Annotated in this window: 22 protein-coding genes; 16 read left to right on the plus strand and 6 right to left on the minus strand. The window is 40.7% G+C overall.

From position 1 onward, the window contains the following. Positions 1-4: 4 nt before the first annotated feature. From FH971_RS06295 to sstT, 5 genes are all read left to right on the plus strand, one after another. Positions 5-556, plus strand: a complete 552-nt coding sequence (locus tag FH971_RS06295) for a methylated-DNA--[protein]-cysteine S-methyltransferase (protein ID WP_011638160.1) — start codon at positions 5-7, stop codon at positions 554-556. A gap of 72 nt (positions 557-628) precedes the next feature. Further along, positions 629-1,915: a DEAD/DEAH box helicase gene (locus FH971_RS06300; RefSeq protein WP_140233742.1), complete on the plus strand. Its 1,287-nt coding sequence runs from the start codon at positions 629-631 to the stop codon at positions 1,913-1,915. A gap of 11 nt (positions 1,916-1,926) precedes the next feature. Further along, a complete protein-coding gene (locus FH971_RS06305) occupies positions 1,927-2,406 on the plus strand; it encodes a protein-tyrosine phosphatase family protein (RefSeq protein ID WP_140233743.1) in 480 nt (159 codons plus the stop codon). 513 nt (positions 2,407-2,919) lie between these two features. Further along, positions 2,920-3,810 (plus strand): chemotaxis protein, encoded by an 891-nt coding sequence (locus FH971_RS06310; protein WP_140233744.1) that lies wholly within the window; start codon positions 2,920-2,922, stop codon positions 3,808-3,810. Between the two features lie 302 nt (positions 3,811-4,112). After that, on the plus strand, positions 4,113-5,354 hold the full coding sequence (gene sstT / locus FH971_RS06315; RefSeq protein WP_140233745.1) for a serine/threonine transporter SstT: 1,242 nt from the start codon (positions 4,113-4,115) through the stop codon (positions 5,352-5,354). A 281-nt stretch (positions 5,355-5,635) separates the two neighbouring features. On the opposite strand, the gene FH971_RS06320 is transcribed toward sstT, so the two are convergent. The 3 genes from FH971_RS06320 to FH971_RS06330 form a co-directional block, all read right to left on the minus strand. After that, a complete protein-coding gene (locus FH971_RS06320) occupies positions 5,636-6,289 on the minus strand; it encodes a pseudouridine synthase (protein ID WP_140233746.1) in 654 nt (217 codons plus the stop codon). Positions 6,290-6,423: 134 nt separating this feature from the next. Next, entirely contained in the window at positions 6,424-7,014 is a 591-nt protein-coding gene (locus tag FH971_RS06325; RefSeq protein WP_140233747.1) for a protein disulfide oxidoreductase, read from the minus strand. A 29-nt stretch (positions 7,015-7,043) separates the two neighbouring features. Next, the gene (locus FH971_RS06330) at positions 7,044-7,640 is read right to left on the minus strand and encodes an acyl carrier protein phosphodiesterase (RefSeq protein ID WP_140233748.1); all 597 of its coding nucleotides are present in this window, start codon (positions 7,638-7,640) and stop codon (positions 7,044-7,046) included. Positions 7,641-7,832: 192 nt separating this feature from the next. On the opposite strand from FH971_RS06330, the gene FH971_RS06335 reads away from it, so the two are divergent. The 6 genes from FH971_RS06335 (at position 7,833) to secF (ending at position 13,582) form a co-directional block, all read left to right on the plus strand. Next, complete coding sequence (locus FH971_RS06335; RefSeq protein ID WP_140233749.1) at positions 7,833-8,018, plus strand: hypothetical protein; 186 nt, start codon at positions 7,833-7,835, stop codon at positions 8,016-8,018. Between the two features lie 68 nt (positions 8,019-8,086). Beyond that, positions 8,087-9,127 carry a tRNA preQ1(34) S-adenosylmethionine ribosyltransferase-isomerase QueA gene (gene queA, locus FH971_RS06340; protein WP_140233750.1) on the plus strand — a complete coding sequence of 347 codons (1,041 nt, stop codon included), beginning with the start codon at positions 8,087-8,089 and terminating at the stop codon, positions 9,125-9,127. Between the two features lie 142 nt (positions 9,128-9,269). After that, positions 9,270-10,394 (plus strand): tRNA guanosine(34) transglycosylase Tgt, encoded by a 1,125-nt coding sequence (tgt, locus tag FH971_RS06345; RefSeq protein ID WP_137221796.1) that lies wholly within the window; start codon positions 9,270-9,272, stop codon positions 10,392-10,394. Between the two features lie 25 nt (positions 10,395-10,419). Then, positions 10,420-10,752 (plus strand): preprotein translocase subunit YajC, encoded by a 333-nt coding sequence (yajC, locus tag FH971_RS06350; RefSeq protein ID WP_137221794.1) that lies wholly within the window; start codon positions 10,420-10,422, stop codon positions 10,750-10,752. A 17-nt stretch (positions 10,753-10,769) separates the two neighbouring features. Further along, a complete protein-coding gene (secD, locus tag FH971_RS06355; protein ID WP_137221792.1) occupies positions 10,770-12,620 on the plus strand; it encodes a protein translocase subunit SecD in 1,851 nt (616 codons plus the stop codon). A 14-nt stretch (positions 12,621-12,634) separates the two neighbouring features. Then, positions 12,635-13,582 carry a protein translocase subunit SecF gene (gene secF, locus FH971_RS06360; protein WP_137221790.1) on the plus strand — a complete coding sequence of 316 codons (948 nt, stop codon included), beginning with the start codon at positions 12,635-12,637 and terminating at the stop codon, positions 13,580-13,582. A gap of 62 nt (positions 13,583-13,644) precedes the next feature. Here the strand turns inward: secF and FH971_RS06365 are convergent, their stop codons facing one another. Beyond that, on the minus strand, positions 13,645-13,794 hold the full coding sequence (locus tag FH971_RS06365) for a hypothetical protein (RefSeq protein WP_167495986.1): 150 nt from the start codon (positions 13,792-13,794) through the stop codon (positions 13,645-13,647). 55 nt (positions 13,795-13,849) lie between these two features. Next, entirely contained in the window at positions 13,850-14,251 is a 402-nt protein-coding gene (locus tag FH971_RS06370) for a DUF3224 domain-containing protein (RefSeq protein WP_140233751.1), read from the minus strand. Positions 14,252-14,416: 165 nt separating this feature from the next. Here FH971_RS06370 and FH971_RS06375 point away from each other — a divergent pair, with 165 nt between their 5' ends. The 5 genes from FH971_RS06375 (at position 14,417) to FH971_RS06395 (ending at position 17,564) form a co-directional block, all read left to right on the plus strand. Further along, entirely contained in the window at positions 14,417-14,737 is a 321-nt protein-coding gene (locus tag FH971_RS06375) for a putative signal transducing protein (protein ID WP_137221784.1), read from the plus strand. A 135-nt stretch (positions 14,738-14,872) separates the two neighbouring features. Next, positions 14,873-15,232 (plus strand): rhodanese-like domain-containing protein, encoded by a 360-nt coding sequence (locus tag FH971_RS06380; protein WP_137221782.1) that lies wholly within the window; start codon positions 14,873-14,875, stop codon positions 15,230-15,232. 8 nt (positions 15,233-15,240) lie between these two features. Continuing rightward, complete coding sequence (locus tag FH971_RS06385) at positions 15,241-16,152, plus strand: precorrin-2 dehydrogenase/sirohydrochlorin ferrochelatase family protein (protein ID WP_140233752.1); 912 nt, start codon at positions 15,241-15,243, stop codon at positions 16,150-16,152. A gap of 77 nt (positions 16,153-16,229) precedes the next feature. Then, positions 16,230-16,766 (plus strand): YaeQ family protein, encoded by a 537-nt coding sequence (locus FH971_RS06390; protein WP_137221778.1) that lies wholly within the window; start codon positions 16,230-16,232, stop codon positions 16,764-16,766. Positions 16,767-16,973: 207 nt separating this feature from the next. Then, positions 16,974-17,564, plus strand: a complete 591-nt coding sequence (locus FH971_RS06395) for a CBS domain-containing protein (protein WP_137221776.1) — start codon at positions 16,974-16,976, stop codon at positions 17,562-17,564. Between the two features lie 81 nt (positions 17,565-17,645). On the opposite strand, the gene FH971_RS06400 is transcribed toward FH971_RS06395, so the two are convergent. Beyond that, on the minus strand, positions 17,646-20,093 hold the full coding sequence (locus tag FH971_RS06400; protein WP_137221774.1) for a S8 family serine peptidase: 2,448 nt from the start codon (positions 20,091-20,093) through the stop codon (positions 17,646-17,648). Between the last annotated feature and the right edge of the window lie 58 nt (positions 20,094-20,151).

Consider the following 20,151-nt stretch of genomic DNA (forward strand, 5'->3'; position numbering starts at 1 on the left):
TATTATGACCCATTTTACTTCGCCGAAGTGCCATGCTTTAGTCACAAGTCCTGTTGGTTTACTCTCGCTTAAAGCATCTGAGCATGGATTAACCCATCTGCAGGTTGAAGACCTTGCCCAAACGAGCTCGCTTGTAGAGATTCAAACTCAGTTTAGATTCCAACAAGGCACGACTGAGACAACTCAAGATTTAGTGGTACAAGCCCAACAGCATATTGATACAACAGTCATTCAATTAACAGAGTACTTCGCTAATCAAAGGCAACATTTTAGTGTTCCTCTAGCGCCTAAGGGGACTGTTTTTCAACATGAGGTTTGGCATGCTCTGAGTCAATTAACATTCGGCCAGCGCTGCAGTTACAGTGATATCGCTAATACTATTGGGCGACCTAAAGCTGTCAGAGCTGTTGGGGCTGCAAATGGTGCAAACCCAATTGCTATTATCGTTCCTTGTCATCGGGTGATAGGCAAAGGCGGTAAGTTAACTGGTTATGCTTATGGGCTCGATATGAAGCAGTGGCTACTGGACTTAGAAGGGATTGAAGAAATTAACTAATTTATCTGACTGCCGTGCCAAAGTACGTTAAAATGTGCGATTGATATCCATTTTTTTGAGCGCATTTGATACATGACCCAAGCTTCTTTAGCTACGACTTTCGCTGAATTTGGCCTGCATACTCCATTGTTGGCCAGATTAACCGAGCTTAAATACCTTCAGCCTACACCAATCCAAGCTGAAACCATTCCTAGCACACTAACTGGTAAAGATTTACTGGCGGGTGCCAATACTGGCTCAGGTAAAACAGCGGCTTTTGCATTGCCGATATTACATCAATTGGTGAGTCGTCGGGCAACAACATCCGCCAAAGGTAATTTTGTTAGTGCGTTAGTCTTGGTACCAACGCGAGAACTTGCTAAGCAAGTTGCCGACAGCTTTAAATCCTATGCGGTTCATTTAAATGGCGACATTAAAGTGGTTGCTGCATTTGGCGGTGTATCTGTTAATACTCAGATGCTAGCATTGCGTGGCGGTGCGGATGTAGTGGTTGCGACACCAGGTCGTTTACTCGATTTAGTATCGTCAAATGCATTAAAGCTGTCCCAAGTGACAACGCTAGTACTTGATGAAGCAGACAGAATGTTAAGCCTTGGTTTTACTGAAGAGCTGACTCAAGTACTCAATTTACTTCCTAAGCAAAAACAAACGTTATTGTTTTCAGCGACTTTCCCAGATGAAGTTCGCCAACTAACGCAAGCGCTGCTCGTTAACCCGCTTGAGATACAATTACAAAGCGCTGAGGCGAGTACGTTAGTACAACGGGTAATGACGGTTAATCGTGAAAAAAAGACCGCTTTACTTGCACATTTACTACAACAGCATCAATGGCGCCAAGTGTTGATTTTTGTTGGCGCTAAAAATAGTTGCAATCATTTAGCTCAAAAACTGGCTAAACGTGGTATCACTGCAGAGGTGTTTCACGGTGATAAAGCCCAAGGCGCGAGAAGTCGTGTATTGGAAGGTTTTAAGGCTGGTGATATTCAAGTGCTTATTGCAACAGACATTGCTGCTCGTGGCCTTGATATTGAAAAATTACCTGTAGTAATAAATTTTGACTTACCGCGCAGTCCAGCAGATTATATGCATCGAATTGGTCGCAGCGGACGTGCGGGAGAGGTCGGTTTAGCGTTGACCTTGTTGTCGCATGATGAGTATCATCACTTCTCTGTTATTGAGAAAAAGAATCAAATTCGACTTGTTCGTGAACAAGTTAACGGGTTTGAGGCTGATGATGTAGTGCCTGAAAGTGTACTGGAACAACCTAAGCCAATGGCGAAGCCAGAAGGTAGCGGTAAGAAAAAACGTAAAAAGTTGTCCTCAGTTAATGTTGATATTTGGGCTAAAAAACCAGATTAGTAGTAGGTAATATGAAACATATTTTTTGGTTAGTTGATGGACAAGTCGCAGGGCGAAGTGGTCCGAACAAAGATGCATGGAACTTAGCAGAGTTCAAACAGGCCGGATTTGGAGCGATTGCATCATTAAATAATGCTGAAGGCTGTGATACTGAAGATATGGTAGCATTAGGTCTTCGACATAAAGTGTTTAATTTGCCTGATAATATTCCGCCTAAACCACAAGATTTAGCTATCTGTGCTGAAATATTACCTCAGGTGTTAGCATTTATTCGTGAATGCGAACGTGAGCAAAAACCGGTATTATTACATTGTCGTTCAGGTGTTAATCGCACCGAAATGGTAATGGCTTATTATATGATGGAAAACGGTGCAGCACCTTTGCATGCCGTTAGCCAAGTTCGTAATGCCAGTGGTTTAGCCTTTGAGGCTGAAGGTTGGGATCAGTTTGTTTATGACGTACTTTACGAGCTACAATCAAGTTCGAATTGATTTAAGTAAATATTAATCAACGTATTATAGGGAAACAATCGATTAGATCAGCAACTGATTTAATCATTATTGTTTCCCTTTGTTATTTTAATAACGTATCGATTAATTAAATCCTCCAAACCCCAAGTGTGATGCAATTACCTAATTGACAGCTTAGTCAGTCACGGCTGATATATTTGTATTGCAGTAAGAGGAGGGAGGCGATTTATAATTTTCACTGTTAATTGTGTCGAAGATCCTAATAAAAAATTTATTAATATTATTTGCTCATTATTGTTATCACCAATACTTGTTATTCAAGCATCTATTATTACTCAAGTATTATCTAGTTAATTAAAATCGTAATAGAAACGATATAAAAGTTAACTATTATCGGATGAATTGCTAATTTTGTGATTTGTAATGACGTTTTTAGATAAAATTGATGATTAAAGTTAATCTAAAAATTGACGATAAATGCTATAGTTAAATCGATTTTAGTCTTCCATTAAAGGGGTAATGATGAGTCCGAAAATGAGCAAAGCGAATCAATCACAGGGTTTATTGCTTTTTAAGTTGAACCAAACACAACTGTTTGCTTTAGGTACTTTGAAAATTCGTGAACTCGTGCCTTATACACCTCTAACTAAAATTCCACATTCTCACCCAGCCATTCTGGGAGCTGCAACTATGAGGGGTCATACTCTTCCTGTGATAGATATGGCTGCAGCGGTTGGTTATAAACCTATTACCGACTCCGAGCGTAAAGATTGCTATATCATTATTACGGATTGCCAGCGAATGGTTATTGGCTTTCTGGTTCGAGCCATCGATAAAATCATTGAGTGTAACTGGCGAAACATTGAAGCTCCGTCTGGTAACTTAGGTCAAAACGCCTTTTTAACAGGAGTAACCCGTTTTGATGATCAATTAGTTCAATTACTGGATGTTGAGTTATTATTATCAAAGATCTTTCCTGACGATCCTATTTCTCATCGTGCAATATTGACAGATGTTCAACGTGAAAAATTAAAGCCATTGCATATTTTGTTGGTTGATGACTCTAAAGTAGCCCGTAAGCAATTATCTGACGCATTAGACTCAATTAATATCCCCTATCAAGTGACGGCCGATGGTCGTGACGCTCTTTCCATTATGCAACAAGCCGCAGAAGACCGAATGCCAATTGACTTACTGGTGAGTGATATTGAAATGCCAGGGCTTGATGGATATGAATTGGCTTTTGAAGTTAAGAATAACCCTGCTATTGAGCATGCATATATTATTTTACATACTTCGTTATCCAGTGAAATTAGTGTTAGCCAAGCGAAACAAGTCGGTGCTAATGAAGCGCTCACCAAATTTGATGCTAAAGAGTTAATTGAGGCAATGTTAAGAGGTGCTGAGGCGATAGAGACGGTTTAATTAGGAGCGGAAAGGTAATCTTTTTTATTTGTTGGTCCCGCTATTGGTAATGCTTACTTAATGACCGACAAGTGATTTTTTAATTCATTTTGGGTTAACACTAGACTTATCACATGGCATCCTGATATATAGCTACAAGACTTTTGTCATGTTCGGTATTTTGGCTGTTCACAAAAGATGGCTTTACGTTTCGCAAAGCCATCGCTAAGCAATAGCCCGCTAATGTGGTTAAACAATTTGATTAACGATAAGTGTCCACCAACAGACAAAACGCCATAAATATAATAATCATAGGTTAAGCAATGAATCAAAAAACATCACTGTTAGCTCGTATCGCTAGCGGTAGCCTTGTGCTACAGATTATCAGCGGAATTATTTTGGGCGTGGTCCTGGCAAGTATTTCCACAACTGGGGCTAATAATGTGGCCTTTTTAGGCTCTCTTTTTGTAGGAGCGCTAAAAGCTATAGCACCGATCCTGGTTTTTGTTTTGGTAGCATCATCGATTGCCAATCAAAAGAAAAATAGTCAAACCAATATGCGCCCAATTATTGCTCTATATCTATTGGGAACCTTTGCGGCAGCATTAACTGCTGTATTATTCAGTTTTGCATTTCCAACTACTTTATTGTTAACCACTGGTATTGAAGGCTCAAATCCTCCTCAAGGGATTAGCGAAGTCATTAATACCTTATTATTTAAAATTGTCGATAATCCTGTTAACGCATTATTAACCGGCAATTATATTGGTATTTTAGTTTGGGGTGCAGGATTAGGTATAACCATGCATCATGCGAGTGACAGTACTAAACGGATGCTTTCTGATGTCAGTGATGCGGTATCTAACATTGTCCGTTTTGTCATCCGTCTTGCGCCAATTGGTATTTTCGGTTTAGTGGCTGCGACATTTGCTGAAACTGGTTTTGAAGCAATAGCCGGTTACGGCCAACTATTAATGGTACTTGTTGGCTCCATGCTATTTATTGCGTTGGTTGTTAACCCTATTATTGTTTATGTCAAAATTAAACGTAACCCTTATCCATTAGTATTTAAGTGTCTACGTGAGAGTGGAGTGACAGCATTTTTTACTCGTTCAAGTGCTGCTAATATTCCGGTCAACATGGCTTTGTGTGAAGAACTAAAACTGCATAAAGACACTTATTCTGTCTCAATTCCATTAGGTGCCACGATTAATATGGGCGGTGCCGCTATTACCATTACGGTATTGACCTTAGCCGCAGCCCATACTTTGGGTATTCAAATAGACTTTTTGACGGCATTATTATTGAGTGTCATCGCATCTATTTCTGCTTGTGGTGCCTCTGGTGTTGCTGGTGGGTCGCTACTATTAATTCCATTAGCATGTAGTTTGTTTGGTATTTCTAATGATATTGCCATGCAAGTTGTCGCTGTTGGCTTTATTATTGGTGTGATTCAAGATTCAGCTGAAACGGCGCTTAACAGCTCAACTGATGTGATCTTTACTGCTGCAGCATGTGAAGCGGCTGAAGTTAAAGAGGCAAAGCAAGCCGCTCAAGTCAGTTAATATTGTATGTGACCTCAGCTCGGGATAATAAACAGTTATCAAACAGTCCTTTGTCTTGCTACCTTTGTTGTATCAACTTGCAATAGGCTAGCTATTGAGGCGTCAATACGTCTTATTAACAAAACAAATGACAAGTTTGAAATGAAAGAGGCCAAATGTTGTTATTTTAGCTTACTTATCCTATGTATTAACCCGAGTTGAGGTTATGTATATTCATTAAAAAATACCGACGCAATTGTGTCGGTATTTTTTTGTCTAATTGGGTATAAATTGTCGTGGTATTAAAACGGATGCTGACTAAAAAAGGTCATTTCGACTTGGCTGTAAGGGTGGGTAATTGTGAGTGATTGCGCATGTAGGTTTAAGCGTTTACTGGCATTTATTGTTTCGGTATCGCCATAGAATTCATCACCTAAAATAGCGTGTCCCAGCGCAAGCATATGCACTCTAAGTTGATGGGTGCGACCTGTGTGCGGTTTAAGTTCCATCAAGGTCGACTGAACTCTATGCTCAAGCACTTGAAAGTAGGTTAGCGCTGCTTTGCCTGAGTCTGTGAGTATTTGGAATGGTGGCGAATCAGGATTTGGCCCAATGGCAAAGTTTACTTTGCCTTGTTGCTCGCTGACATGGCCCATGACTTCAGCAATATATATTTTTTTAGCTTGGCGGTTTTGAAATTGTATTTTTAAATGCGATTCTGCTTTTTTGGTTCGAGCAAAAATTAAGATGCCTGAAGTGTCACAATCTAAGCGATGGATGAGAATAGCTTCTGGATAGCATCGTTGTAAACGGGTTATTGCCGTATCGTGTGTATCAGGTGATCGCCCAGGATTTGATAACAAACCTGAAGGTTTATTGATGACGATAATGTCACGGTCTTTATAGCGTATGTCCAACCATGGAATGGACGGCGGCTGATAAGTAAAGATGTGCATTATAGGGCGTTCTCTCTTATAGGACGGAATCAGTTATTCATGATGCAAAAATTAATGTTGCGAATACTAACAAAATTTTGCAGATAACGAAAAAACAATTACCCATTTGCATAAGGTATTTTGTGAAATTTGCTTTACCACCTTGCTAACCATAATCGAAGTGACATTCCCCAACTACTGGTTATCCCAGAGGTTACAAATCGAATATTATTTTCAGTATCAACAATATAAATAGCAGGTAAGGCCATTGCGCCCCATTGTTGGCTCAATGATATTGTTTGAGGCTGATTTTGTTGGTTGATTACATCAAAGTGATAATGATGTTGTTGCATAAAAGTATTAATGCCTGCATCGGTACCAGAGGCTACTGCAATGGAAACTACTTGATAATCTTGCTTTAGGTTAACCGAGTCCACCATTGGCGAGGTGACGCTGCATACTGGACACCAAGTACCCCAAAAATAAACTAAGGTGGGTTTATGAGAATTTGTTTGCCATTTTGCATGTTGTTGAGCGCCAGTTGCTGTTGAGGTAAATAATGAAATTGGCTTCTGAGTAATCGAATGTGCGTTAATTGGAGTGGCAACACCTGTTTTCATATCTCGCTGTAAATAACTCGCAATGGCAAATAATATAACGCCAATAAGTATGATATCGCGTAAGCTGGTTAACCAAAAACGTCTGGATTTTAGTTTGAACTGTAGGTTAATAAACCATGGCGCCATACTTATCTCACTCCTCTTGTTGCCTTCAATTAAGGTAAATATTCTATTGGAGTTTTACGGCTATAAATTTTGCTATAGGCCATCAATTGCGGATAGAAAGTCCTAAATGCAATTTCAATATCAATATAAATCTTATCAATATCCTTAATGGCATGATCAAACAGTTCTGGTTTAGATAAACGCTTGCTCACACCTTTAATCGCTTGATTTAAGCCTTGTCTTGTTTGGTAACTATTTAACCAATCTTGTTGGATAATTTGCGGTGCAATGGCTTGTAATGTTGGAGGCAATTCCGCTGTCGCATTCAGTTGTTGATACGCTTTTTGGCAAAACTCATCTAATGGTTGGTGATGATACTCTTCCCAATAAAACGCTAAGTAATGATCGAATACCAAATCAATTAATATCGGTGCCACACGGCGTGATGTTTTAGGAAACAGTTTCAGGAGATCGACAATAATTTCATGGCTGTCAGTAACCTGATCTATTTGACGATGAAGCCATATGCCTTGTTGTAAATGTTTTGGGTGTTGTCCTATGTTACCTTTGGCGAAATCACCCGACAAATTAGCTATTAAGTGGGTATCGCTGATGTCGGCTAAATGTAAGTGAGCTAAAAAGTTCATAAATTGTACTTCTAATTTTATTATTTTACAGTATGATACTAACCGTTTGTAACAAGACGTTACAGGGAAGTACTCGTATTTACGTAATCATAACGATTTACGTGCGAATGTCATTGAGTATTAACATTATATTGTTGCGATAGATGTAAGTACTGTTAAAGGGTATAGGATTAATTTTAAGGATCAAGGAAGATGAAAGAGTGGATTAAAAAATTATTGGGTAGGCCTGCTACACCCAAACGAAATAAAGTACATATCGACATGCGTTATGAAGAGCATTCATATAAATCACATCACAGCTTTGATTCAGTGAAGCCAAATACTATTGAATTGGACGGTATCAACATCGAGTCGATAGAACAAAAGCCGACAAAGTAATCACCAAACTTGATCTTAACCCGCAGTCGCCATAGACTAGCGGCCGTTTTTATTGTTGAGATTATACTATGCGTGTTGCAGATTTTTCATTCGACCTACCAGATGAGCTGATTGCTCGCTATCCGACAGCACAACGCAATGCTTCGCGTTTACTCACATTAAGTGGTCAAAACGGTGAACTCGCTGACAAGCACTTTACTGATTTACTCAATATGATCAATCCTGGTGACTTGATGGTGTTTAATAACACTCGAGTTATTCCTGCGCGTTTGTTCGGCCAAAAGTCCACTGGTGGCAAGCTTGAAATTCTCGTTGAGCGCATGCTTGACGATAAGCGTATCTTAGCCCATGTTCGCAGTTCAAAATCCCCTAAAGTAGATACGCTTATTGATTTAGATGGCGGCTATCAAATGAAAATGCTAGCGCGTCATGATGCATTATTTGAGCTTGAGTTACTGTCTGATAAAACCATATTAGAAGTACTTGAAGACGTCGGCCATATGCCACTGCCTCCTTATATTGACCGTCCGGATGAAGATGCTGATAAAGAGCGTTATCAAACGGTATATAACCAAACACCAGGGGCCGTTGCTGCTCCTACCGCAGGCTTACATTTCGATGATGCCATGCTGGCAGAGTTAAAAGCCAAGGGTGTCAATATTGCGTTTGTGACCTTGCATGTGGGAGCTGGTACGTTCCAACCAGTACGAGTCGATAATATTCTTGAGCACAAGATGCATTCAGAGTGGGCTAACGTTCCGCAAGATGTCGTTGACCTTATAGCACAAACTAAAGCCAATGGTCATCGTGTCGTTGCCGTTGGTACCACGTCAGTTCGTTCACTTGAAAGTGCAGCTCGAGCGAGTGGAGATGGTCCATTAAAAGCGTTCAGTGGCGATACCGATATTTTTATTTACCCAGGTTATCAATTTAAAATAGTTAATGCGATGGTGACCAATTTTCATTTGCCCGAGTCAACATTAATCATGTTATTAAGTGCTTTTGCCGGTTTTGATGAGGTAATGAATGCCTATCAACACGCCATAACACAAAAATATCGCTTTTTTAGCTATGGTGATGCCATGTTTGTGACGAAAAAAGCCCCCTAAGTAATCAATTTGATTTAATATACTCGCCCACAATAGTGGGTGTTTTTTTGATTTAATGTGTCAGTAACCTTGAAGCATTAAAATTTACCCTCATAACTATAGAAACTAAACAAGTCAGACTGTTTATCTGGCAAGGTGATTTATGAAATTTGAATTAGACACAACGGACGGTCGTGCACGTCGCGGACGACTTATTTTTGATCGTGGCACTGTTGAAACGCCAGCATTTATGCCAGTGGGAACATACGGTACGGTAAAAGGCATGACACCTGAAGAAGTGCGAGCCACTGGCGCCGACATTTTATTGGGTAACACCTTCCATTTGTGGTTACGTCCAGGCGAAGAAATCATGCGTAAGCATGGTGACCTTCATGACTTTATGAACTGGCAGCGTCCCATTTTAACTGACTCGGGTGGATTCCAAGTGTTCAGTTTGGGTGATATTCGTAAAATCACTGAAGAAGGTGTTCATTTCCGTTCACCAATAAATGGTGAAAAGATTTTCTTAGATCCAGAAAAATCAATGCAAATTCAGGATTCTTTGGGATCTGACGTAGTGATGATTTTTGATGAATGTACTCCGTATCCAGCAACACATGATGAAGCGCGTAAGTCGATGCAAATGTCACTGCGTTGGGCTAAACGTTCACGTGATGAATTTGACCGCTTAGAAAATCCAAATTCTTTGTTTGGTATTATTCAAGGTGGCGTGTTTGAAGATTTACGTGACGAGAGTGTAAAGGGTCTTGTAGATATTGGTTTTGATGGTTATGCCGTAGGTGGCTTAGCTGTGGGTGAGCCTAAAGCAGATATGCACCGCATTTTAGAGCATGTTTGCCCGCAAATTCCTGCGGATAAGCCACGTTATTTAATGGGCGTAGGTAAACCTGAAGATTTAGTTGAAGGGGTGCGCCGTGGTGTCGATATGTTTGATTGTGTGATGCCAACGCGAAATGCCCGTAATGGCCATTTATTTACCAGTGAAGGTGTGATTAAAATTCGCAATGCACGTCATCGTGATGACACTGCAACATTAGATGCTAAGTGTGATTGTTACACTTGTAAAAACTATTCACGTGCTTATTTGTACCATTTAGATCGTTGCAATGAAATTTTAGGTGCACGTTTAAACACCATTCATAATTTACGTTATTACCAAATGTTGATGGAAGGTTTGCGTGGCGCAATTGAGACAGGTACATTAGACACCTTTGTTAAGGAGTTCTACACCAGTCTTGGTCGTGAAGTACCTGAGTTAATCGTTTAATTTTAGCTAATAAGAAGAGAGAACTATGTTTATTTCAAATGCATATGCAAGTCCAATCAGTGGTGCAGCCGGTGGCGAAACCATGCAGTTAGTCTTCATGCTCGTCATGTTTGGATTAATTTTTTACTTCATGATTTTCCGTCCACAGTCAAAGCGTGTTAAAGAGCACAAAAACCTAATGGCATCGATTTCAAAAGGTGATGAAGTGTTAACTAGTGGTGGCATTCTTGGTAAAGTGACCAAAATTGGTGACGAAAGTGATTATGTATTATTAGCCATTAATGATAACAACCAAATCACGATTAAAAAGGATTATATCGCAGCGGTATTGCCTAAAGGTTCTATCCAGTCGTTATAAGCCAAGAGGGCTATTGTGTGTTAAATAAATACCCAATGTGGAAAAATATCATGGTGATGCTTGTCATCGCCATTGGTAGTTTTTATGCAATTCCAAATTTGTTTGGTGAAGACCATGCGGTGCAAATTGTCGCAACTCGTGGTGCAGAAGTTACGGCATCGACTCAGACGTCTGTGGTTGATTTATTAAAGGCTCAGGGTATTGCTGTAAAGCGTGCAGAGCTTGAAAATGGTCAATTATTAGTTCGCGTGCAAAACCCAGAGCAGCAGCTGGTGGCCAAAGAGGCTATCGCTGAACTGCTTGGTCAAAAATATACCGTGGCATTGAACTTAGCACCGGCAACCCCTGAATGGCTTGAAGCTGTTGGTGGGTCGCCGATGAAATTAGGTTTAGATTTACGTGGTGGAGTTCATTTCTTAATGGAAGTGGATATGGGCGAAGCAGTCCGTAAAATGGAAGAAGCTAAAATAGCTGATTTCAGAAGCCAGCTTCGTGAAGAAAAAATTCGTTATGCTGGTATTCGTAAAACGCCAAACGGAATTGCGATTAAGTTTCGAGATGCTGAAACGGTTGACCAAGCTGAGACTTATTTAAAAACTCGCAGCAATGACATGACATACACCGATGCAAGTAGCGGTGATGAGTTTATGCTTCTTGCTACTATGAGTGATGCTTATCTTAAGCAAATTAAGGAAGAAGCATTACAACAAAACATTACCACCATTCGTAACCGTGTAAACGAGTTGGGTGTAGCTGAGCCGGTAGTACAACGCCAAGGCGCCGAGCGTATTATTGTTGAGCTGCCCGGAGTACAAGACACTGCTCGTGCAAAAGAAATTTTAGGCGCTACGGCATCGATTGAATTTCGTATGGTTGATGACAAAGCTGACGTAAGTGCTGCTGCAAGTGGTCGTGTCCCTCCTGGTGATGAAGTATATCAACGTCGTGAAGGCGGAATTGCAGTATTGAAGAAGGAAGTGATGCTAACGGGTGATCATATCACTGGTGCTCAACCTACTTTTGATCAATATAGCCGTCCTCAGGTCGCTATTAATCTTGATTCAAAAGGCGGCTCAATATTCTCTAACGTCACCAAAGATAATATCGGTAAACCAATGGCAACATTGTTTATCGAATATAAAGATAGCGGTACACGCAATCCTGATGGCACAGTGAAAATGACTCGGATTGAAGAAGTTATTTCTGTTGCAACTATCCAAGCTCGTTTAGGCCGTAACTTTGTGATTACCGGTCTAGAACACACTGAAGCACAAAGCTTAGCGTTACTGTTACGTGCGGGTGCGTTGATTGCGCCAGTAACGATTGTTGAAGAAAGAACCATTGGTCCAAGCCTAGGTGCTGAAAACATTCAAAACGGTGTTCAAGCGATGGTTTGGGGTATGGTTGTCGTATTAATCTTCATGATGATTTATTACCGTGCATTTGGTTTTATTGCCAATCTTGCATTGATGGCTAACCTCATCATGGTTGTTGGTGTGATGTCTATGATCCCAGGTGCGGTGTTAACCTTACCGGGTATTGCCGGCATGGTGCTAACAGTGGGTATGGCTGTTGATGGTAACGTGCTTATTTTTGAGCGTATTCGCGAAGAGCTACTTGCTGGTCGCAGCGTTCAACAAGCTATCCATGAAGGTTATGGTAATGCGTTTTCAACGATTGCCGATGCTAACATCACCACCTTTATGACCGCGTTAATTTTATTTGCTGTCGGTACCGGTGCGGTGAAAGGCTTTGCTGTTACCTTAATGATAGGTATCGCGACTTCGATGTTTACAGCCATAGTTGGCACTCGCTCAATCGTGAATGCGGTTTGGGGTGGTAAGCGCGTTAAGTCTTTGTCTATCTAAGGGAGAAGTTGAATATGTTGCAGATATTTTCAGTAAAGAACACCGTCGACTTCCTTCGTCATGCACTTCCTATTAGTGTTATGTCGTTGATCTTAGTTATTGCTTCTTTTGTGTCGTTAGGCGTCCAAGGTATTAACTGGGGATTAGACTTTACCGGTGGTACGGTTGTTGAAATGGAGTTTTCAGCTCCAGTCGACTTAAATGCTTTACGTGCAACAATGACGACAGATGAAGCAGAAGGTGCAGTGGTACAGAACTTTGGTTCAAGCCGCGACATTTTAGTTCGTCTACCCGTCAGAAATGAGCTAAAAAGCGATGTGCAGGTTGCGGCAGTATTAACTGCAGCCCAGTCAATTGATTCAGGCGTGATTCAAAAACGTGTTGAATTTGTTGGGCCACAAGTTGGTAAGGAATTAGCTGAGCAGGGTGGCTTAGCGGTTATTGTTGCCTTAATTTGTATTCTTATCTATGTATCCTTTCGTTTTGAATGGCGCTTAGCTGCAGGTTCTGTTGCCGCGTTAGCACATGACGTTATTGTAACCTTAGGGGTATTTTCGGTATTACAGCTTGAGTTTGACTTGACCGTATTGGCAGGTTTATTAACGGTTGTGGGTTACTCACTTAACGATACTATCGTAGTGTATGACCGTATCCGTGAAAACTTCCTTAAAATGCGTAAAGCTACTCCAGTAGAGATTGTAAATACCTCAATCACTCAGACTATGAGTCGTACTGTTATTACCACAGGTACTACATTAATTACCGTTATAGCGCTGTTTTTAAAAGGCGGCACAATGATCCATGGCTTTGCAACTGCATTGTTATTAGGTATTTTTGTTGGTACATACTCATCGATTTATGTGGCAAGTTATTTAGCCATTAAATTGGGTATTAACCGTGAGCATATGTTACCGGTAGAGATTGAGAAAGAAGGTGCAGATCAACCTTCAATGATGCCTTAATAGGTATTATTAATCTTAATCACTAAAAAGAAACCCCAGCTTGCTGGGGTTTTTTTTTATGGCTAAGTTAACTTCTTTTGTTCTGCTAAATGCACTTCACAGGCAGCAATTAACGTTTTGTACCATTGAGTTTGTGGATCGATTATCAGAGCTTCCCATCCATCACTGCCGAGTATTTCAATAGCGTTTAAAATCAGTGAAGTTAACGTCATAGTGCCAGACACTCTAAATGTACCTACATTCGTCTCCAAACGAGAAATAGTTATCTTAGTCATGATCTAAGGTAATGAGGTATTCAGCTTGGCCGTTTTCAGTTGATGTAAACTCACCGTGACCAATAAATTGATGCAAGTTTTCGGTACCCGAGTCAGCGATTATATTGAACTGGCTTTGGGCAACACCTTGTGAAAATACCCCATTATGTTGTAACACTATGGTGCCAGCTATTTCTGGCGTGTTTATGGTTAAGTACTCCATTCCAACAAATACCGCAGCCTCCCCATTTTGATATGACATTACATAGCGAATTTGAGCTGAACCATTGATATCACCAGAATAAGTTTGAGTAATTTCAGCAATGGTTTGTTTGCTGTTATTGTCGTGTTCAGCATAAGTCGATTCATTCCAAGCTGTGATTTGAAATACACCTTTTAAGACTATTTTTGTCATGTAGAAACCCGCTTATAATGTTATTAAATGCGAATAGCTTGTATATAGTTAACATAACCATTGTCTATGGCAAATGTCCAACTTATAAACAAGACTCGACAGATTTTGATAGAGGAAGTAGGATAAAACAAATTTGCCAGCAAGAGCAATGCAGTAGGATAACGCATGGAACAACGAAAAGTATTATTGGCCGGTGGTAATCTACTGCAGGCTCACACATGGAAAGGGTTACTTGAAACCAGTGGCATTGAAGTTGATCTTAAAGGCGAGGCACTCATTGGTGGTGTCGGCGGTTTGCCTATAGAAATGCAGACGGTCGAGTTATGGGTAGCAAATAATCAACTTGTCGCTGCGCAAACGTTACTTGATGCACTCGATATCGAGCAACCTCAATGGCAATGTGTTCAATGCCATGAAATTAACGAAGGAAGTTTTGAATTGTGTTGGCAATGCAGTTCCCCAAAAAGTGAAATGCATAATGAATAAGCACTTGGATAAGATCGTTTTTAGTCAACCAGTGTGAGCATATAAATAATTTTGTGAAACCACTTTTAAGTTTATGACGTATTGGATACTTAATGTGTCACGGATGAGTGACGTTACCTATCTTAAGGAAGTATTATGCAAGCATCACCAGCATTCGCTAGTTTGGTTGATTCTGTTTTACCCCATGTAACTTTGTTAACGATTGAACAATATCAACAACAAGATCAATGGCAATTAATTGATGTACGAGAAGATAGCGAGTGGTTACAAGGACATTTACCTAATGCAAAACACCTCAGTCGTGGCATTATTGAACGTGATATAGAGCATCGTTTCCCAGATAAAAATACCCCAATATTACTTTATTGTGGAGCAGGTCAACGTGCAGCATTATCTGCCTATAACTTACAGCTTATGGGTTATACGCAAGTTGCCTCAATGATTGGTGGTTACCGTGCATGGATACAACATCAATTCCCTATCGTTGAAGACTGAGTAGGTTAATGCAATATTTCCCATTATTTGTTGATACTCAAGGTCTGCGGGTCTTATTGGTGGGTGCTGGTGAGGTTGCCACTCGTAAACTAGATCTGTTGTCTCGTACAGATGCTCATATTCATGTAATAGCACCAACGGTTGCCAACGATATTGAACATTATTATTCCCTAGGGCGCATTCAGTTGTCTCGCCGCGAAGTGCGCAGTGATGATATTGCCAATGTTGATATCATTTATCTTGCTACTGCCGATGAGCAATTGAACAAGGATTTTGCGCAATTGGCAACTGAGCGGGGGATTTGGGTGAATGTGGTCGATAGTCCTAAATTTTGTCGATTTATTACGCCTTCGATAGTGGATCGCGGTCGGTTAGTGGTTGCGATAAGTACCGCAGGTGCAGCGCCAGTTTTTGCGCGAACTATTCGTTCCCGCCTCGAGACAATGCTACCGTCATCGTTAGCCCCTCTGTTTGATTTTGTTGCCAGTAAACGCGAAGAAGTACAAAATAAATTGCTTGCTGGAAAAGATAGACGATTGTTTTGGGAGCGGTTTTTTACCATTAACCAAGATAAATTTGATTCGTCAACAGAACAGCGCTATCTAGAGGCCTTTGAAAACTTTGGTGTTAAGGGGGAAATCCTCTTGTTGACTGTGGATACGCCGGCACATTTACTCCCGATTGCTGCAATGCCTTTGTTACAGACGTTAGACGTGATCTACAGCGATAGTGCGCTGGATAGTGAGATTAATGAATTATTAAGGCGAGATGCAAACAGAGACGTTATTCCTTTAGTAAGTGATATCACACATCAATATGAACAAGGAAGTCGTATGCTAATCGTTTCTTCTGTTGCTCAAATCGCTCAGTTCAGTGCACATTTCCCGATGGCAAAACATCTACGACCTGGCGCGATTTAAAGCGTTTTTCCAGATATTCTATTATGACGAGTCTACTTTGTAGTAGACTCGTTTTTTTATATTGTTTGGAACCCTTTATGGCTGCTAAAGCTACCGTTTTTAAAGTATCACTGCAGATTGCTGATATGGATCGTCATTATTATGCGGATCATCAATTTACCCTAGCACAACACCCATCTGAAACGGATACTCGTATGATGGTACGTTTACTGGCATTCGCTTTAAATGCATCGGATAGTTTAGTGTTTAGTAAAGGTTTATGCGTTGATGATGAAGCAGAGCTTTGGGACAAAAGCTTGAGTGGTGAAATCGATCTTTGGGTTGAGTTTGGTCAAGCGGACGAAAAGTGGCTCAGAAAAGCTTGTGGACGATCAAAGCAAGTCATTCTATATACTTATGGTGGCCGAAGTGTGCCTATTTGGTGGCAACAAAACCAGCAAGCATTCACCCGCTACGATAATTTAACCGTGATTAACTTTCCTGAAGAGGCGGTCAAACAAATGGAAGTTTTTGTTAGTCGTAACATGGCATTACAAGTCAGCATAAGTGAGGGGCAAGTGTGGCTATCTGATGCTAATGATAGTGTGTTGATCGAGCCTGAAATATTAAAGTAAGTAGCGGTCTGAACCATATTTGTAACGACAATAAAGTGATTTCAACCTTAGTTTAGCAATGGTTAATTAAGTTTAATTAAATGGGTCTTGTACTAATAAAAACACAGGCAGATAATCAAATCAGATAGTAAACATCAAATGACTGACTAAATCATTAATATATATGATGTTTTATTTTTACGATAGTTATTGATTAAGGATGTTATTGTGAAGCAATTAGCCCTGTACCCAATTGAAAGAATTGATGAATTGACCTCGCCAGAAGCTCATGAAGACATTTCAATGCTTTCCTCGGCCATAAATGTGTTTACTGATTTCAAGAATGTGACTCCACAAGTTATCGAATCGAGTACATCAGCTGTTAACGTTGAACATTTAATGCAGAAGTCTCATGTGCGTCTAAAATTAGTGATCGATAATAAAAACAGGTTTATCGGCTTAATCAGTTTTGAGTCTTTACAAAATCAAGAGATATTAAAACGTGTTGCTGCGGGGCATCAGCGTGAACAGCTTACGGTTGCTGATTTTATGATCCCTAAGGAACAACTTAAAGCGATTGATTTTGACGATTTAAGTTATGCACGAATAGGTGATGTGATTGAGACATTGCAGTCAGCAGGGCAGCAGCATTGTTTAGTGTTAGATCGAGAAAATCATACTATTCGAGGCGTATTATCTGCTAATGATATTGCTCGCCGATTAAAGCTTGCCGTCGATGTAAGTACACCAAACTCTTTTGCATCAATATTTGACGTTATTACTAAAAATCAGCAACCTGTTGGACTGAAAGTACCATAATATTAAAGTTAACCCCCCCATTAACTAATGAATAAAAAATAGCCACATTATGTGGCTATTTTTATGTTCAACCGAACTATATTATTGGAAGCTTAAACTCCAAGTATCGATATATCCGGTGTCTTGGTTGGCATTATCAACTGCTTTCAATGTCCATATACCACTTGACTCAACACCTGCCATATTAGCTGTGTAAGTCTGGGTTAGATTATCAGTACCACCACCAGTGTTGTTATGCAGTACAACAGTTTGGCCCGTAGGGCTAACTAACTGGATTTTTAAATCACCAATATAAGTATGAATAATTCCTATAGACACTGATACCGTTCCAGAATCACCACTGCGGCTAACCGTTATAGGACTAGTAATGCCAGTAGTGCTGTTGTCTGGGATCGTATAATTCCCAGTATTAGTGTAGCTAGCAGGGCCGCCTGTGTTGCTGCCACCAGTGCTACCAGCGGTGTAGTTAGCCACTAAACCTACACCATTAAATGCACTGTAACCTTGTACCATCACATAGTAGGTACCAGATTGAGGTGTTGCTATTGGGCAAGATTCAGCATTACCACTTTTCCATGGACGACAGTCGTAACTACTGCTGGTAGGAGATGCGCCATACTGTACATACAAGTCAGCATCACCTGTACCACCACTCATGGTGAAACTTAAATCACTTGCGCCTGCAGGAACGTCTAACGAGAAATATAACTCATCGTTTTTAGCACCAGCTAAAGCTGTTTTTGCCACACCGTTTTCAAGTACGCTGTCACCAGAACCTGTTCCCGGATCGGTTGGGCCATTACATGATTCGTCTAGGTAAGCTTTTGCTGCGGTTGCATTGACCATACCGTAACCTGTTTGGTTATCACGACCGGCAACGCTTAGGTCATCTGCTGTTGCATTCAATGCCGCACGTACTTCACTGGCGCTACATTCCGGGTGGTAACTCCACACCAATGTTGCTACCCCTGATACATGTGGTGTTGCCATTGAGGTACCATTGTAATATTCGTAATCTTCATTACCTTGGTTACTTACCGTAGCGGATTGGCCTATTTGGGCTTTAAGTGCCAGACCCGTAGCACGATCTACAGAGACAGAAGGAACGGTTATGTCACTATTAGCATCAACCAAAAATGGATTTTGTAAGCCAGGTAACGCACTATTACTGTAGACGATGATCCCAGATGCACCAGCATCTTTACAGGCCTTTGTTGAGTCTATTTCGGGATAGCTAGAACCTTGATTCCCAACACGTTCAACTAAACAAATTTTGTTGCTCATATTACCGCAGTTAAAGCTAGACCCACTCACGGTACATTCAGCCAGTGTGGCCGTAGCACTCGCGTTAATAGGTGCAGCAGTATAGCTGCTCCCTGATGGCGTTAAGCGGTTGTGCGGTACTACGCCATTGTTAAAGTATGATTGGCCACCAATGGTTATATCAGCTAAACGACCTTCGCCGACGGTTACCGTTGATAGAATTGCCTCACCGGGTCCCGAAATTTCAACTTGGTCTGTATACTGTGAAAAAGCAGCATGATCGAGATTGCTGTCAACTGCCGCAACAGACATAACGCTATCATAAGATGCTGGGTAGCTATAAGAACTGTCGCCAGCATTACCCGCCGCCGCAATTAATAACACTCCATTATTGTAATGAGCCGTTAATGCATTGCGCTCAGTGGTTGTTGAGCCACTGCCACCTAAGCTCATGGTGACAACGTTTGCGTTACCTGAATCAACACAGGTATCGATAGCGGCTACTAATGATGACGAGTAACCCCATCCTGCCTCATTAAATACTTTAACAACGTGAATATTGGCATTTTGATTAGGCATTACCCCAACAACACCTTCACTATTAGCAATAGCGGCAATGGTACCTGCTACATGAGTACCATGAGCATTATTATTACCTGGTTGATACCAGTTACCTGTGCCTGAATTATTGGTACCAGTTGCATTGTTACCGCTTAAATCATTGTGGCTACGGTCATAACCAGAATCAATAATACAGATAGTACGATTACCTGCTTGGCTGTCACTTAAGACGGTTGCACCAACAAAAGTTTGTCCCCAAGGCGTTGTCTCTGCGAGCAGTCTACGAGGCAAATCCTCTTCTACATATTCAACGTCTTGACGCAAACGCAATGCTTTAATCGAAGGCGAGTCGAGTTTCACCGAGTAACTATTACTACGACCAACACGTTTCATTTCTCGTGCTTTAACGCTATTTAACGCTCTATACTGAGTGAATACTTCATTTGAACGAGGTTCATAAGACATGCTATTGCTGTCTGTTTCTACATCCAAATTTTGTATTGCTGCACTACTACTCAATGTTTGTGCGGCATTGTCATTTCGAAATTTAACAATATAACGTTTAGGTAGGGGAGACTCTTGCTGAATCTGTTGGTTAGTTGCTGAGAGTTGAGAAGGGGCTGGTGCTGCGTTGACTTGAGTTGAAATAGCCAAAGCGAGTGCAGTCATGCTAAGCACGACTGCTGGGTTTTTATGATTTTTCATATTATCTTCCATGTTAATCAGGGGACGTAATGTCTTTTATAATTATGTTTTATTGATA

Source organism: Shewanella polaris, from assembly GCF_006385555.1.
GTDB lineage: Bacteria > Pseudomonadota > Gammaproteobacteria > Enterobacterales > Shewanellaceae > Shewanella > Shewanella polaris.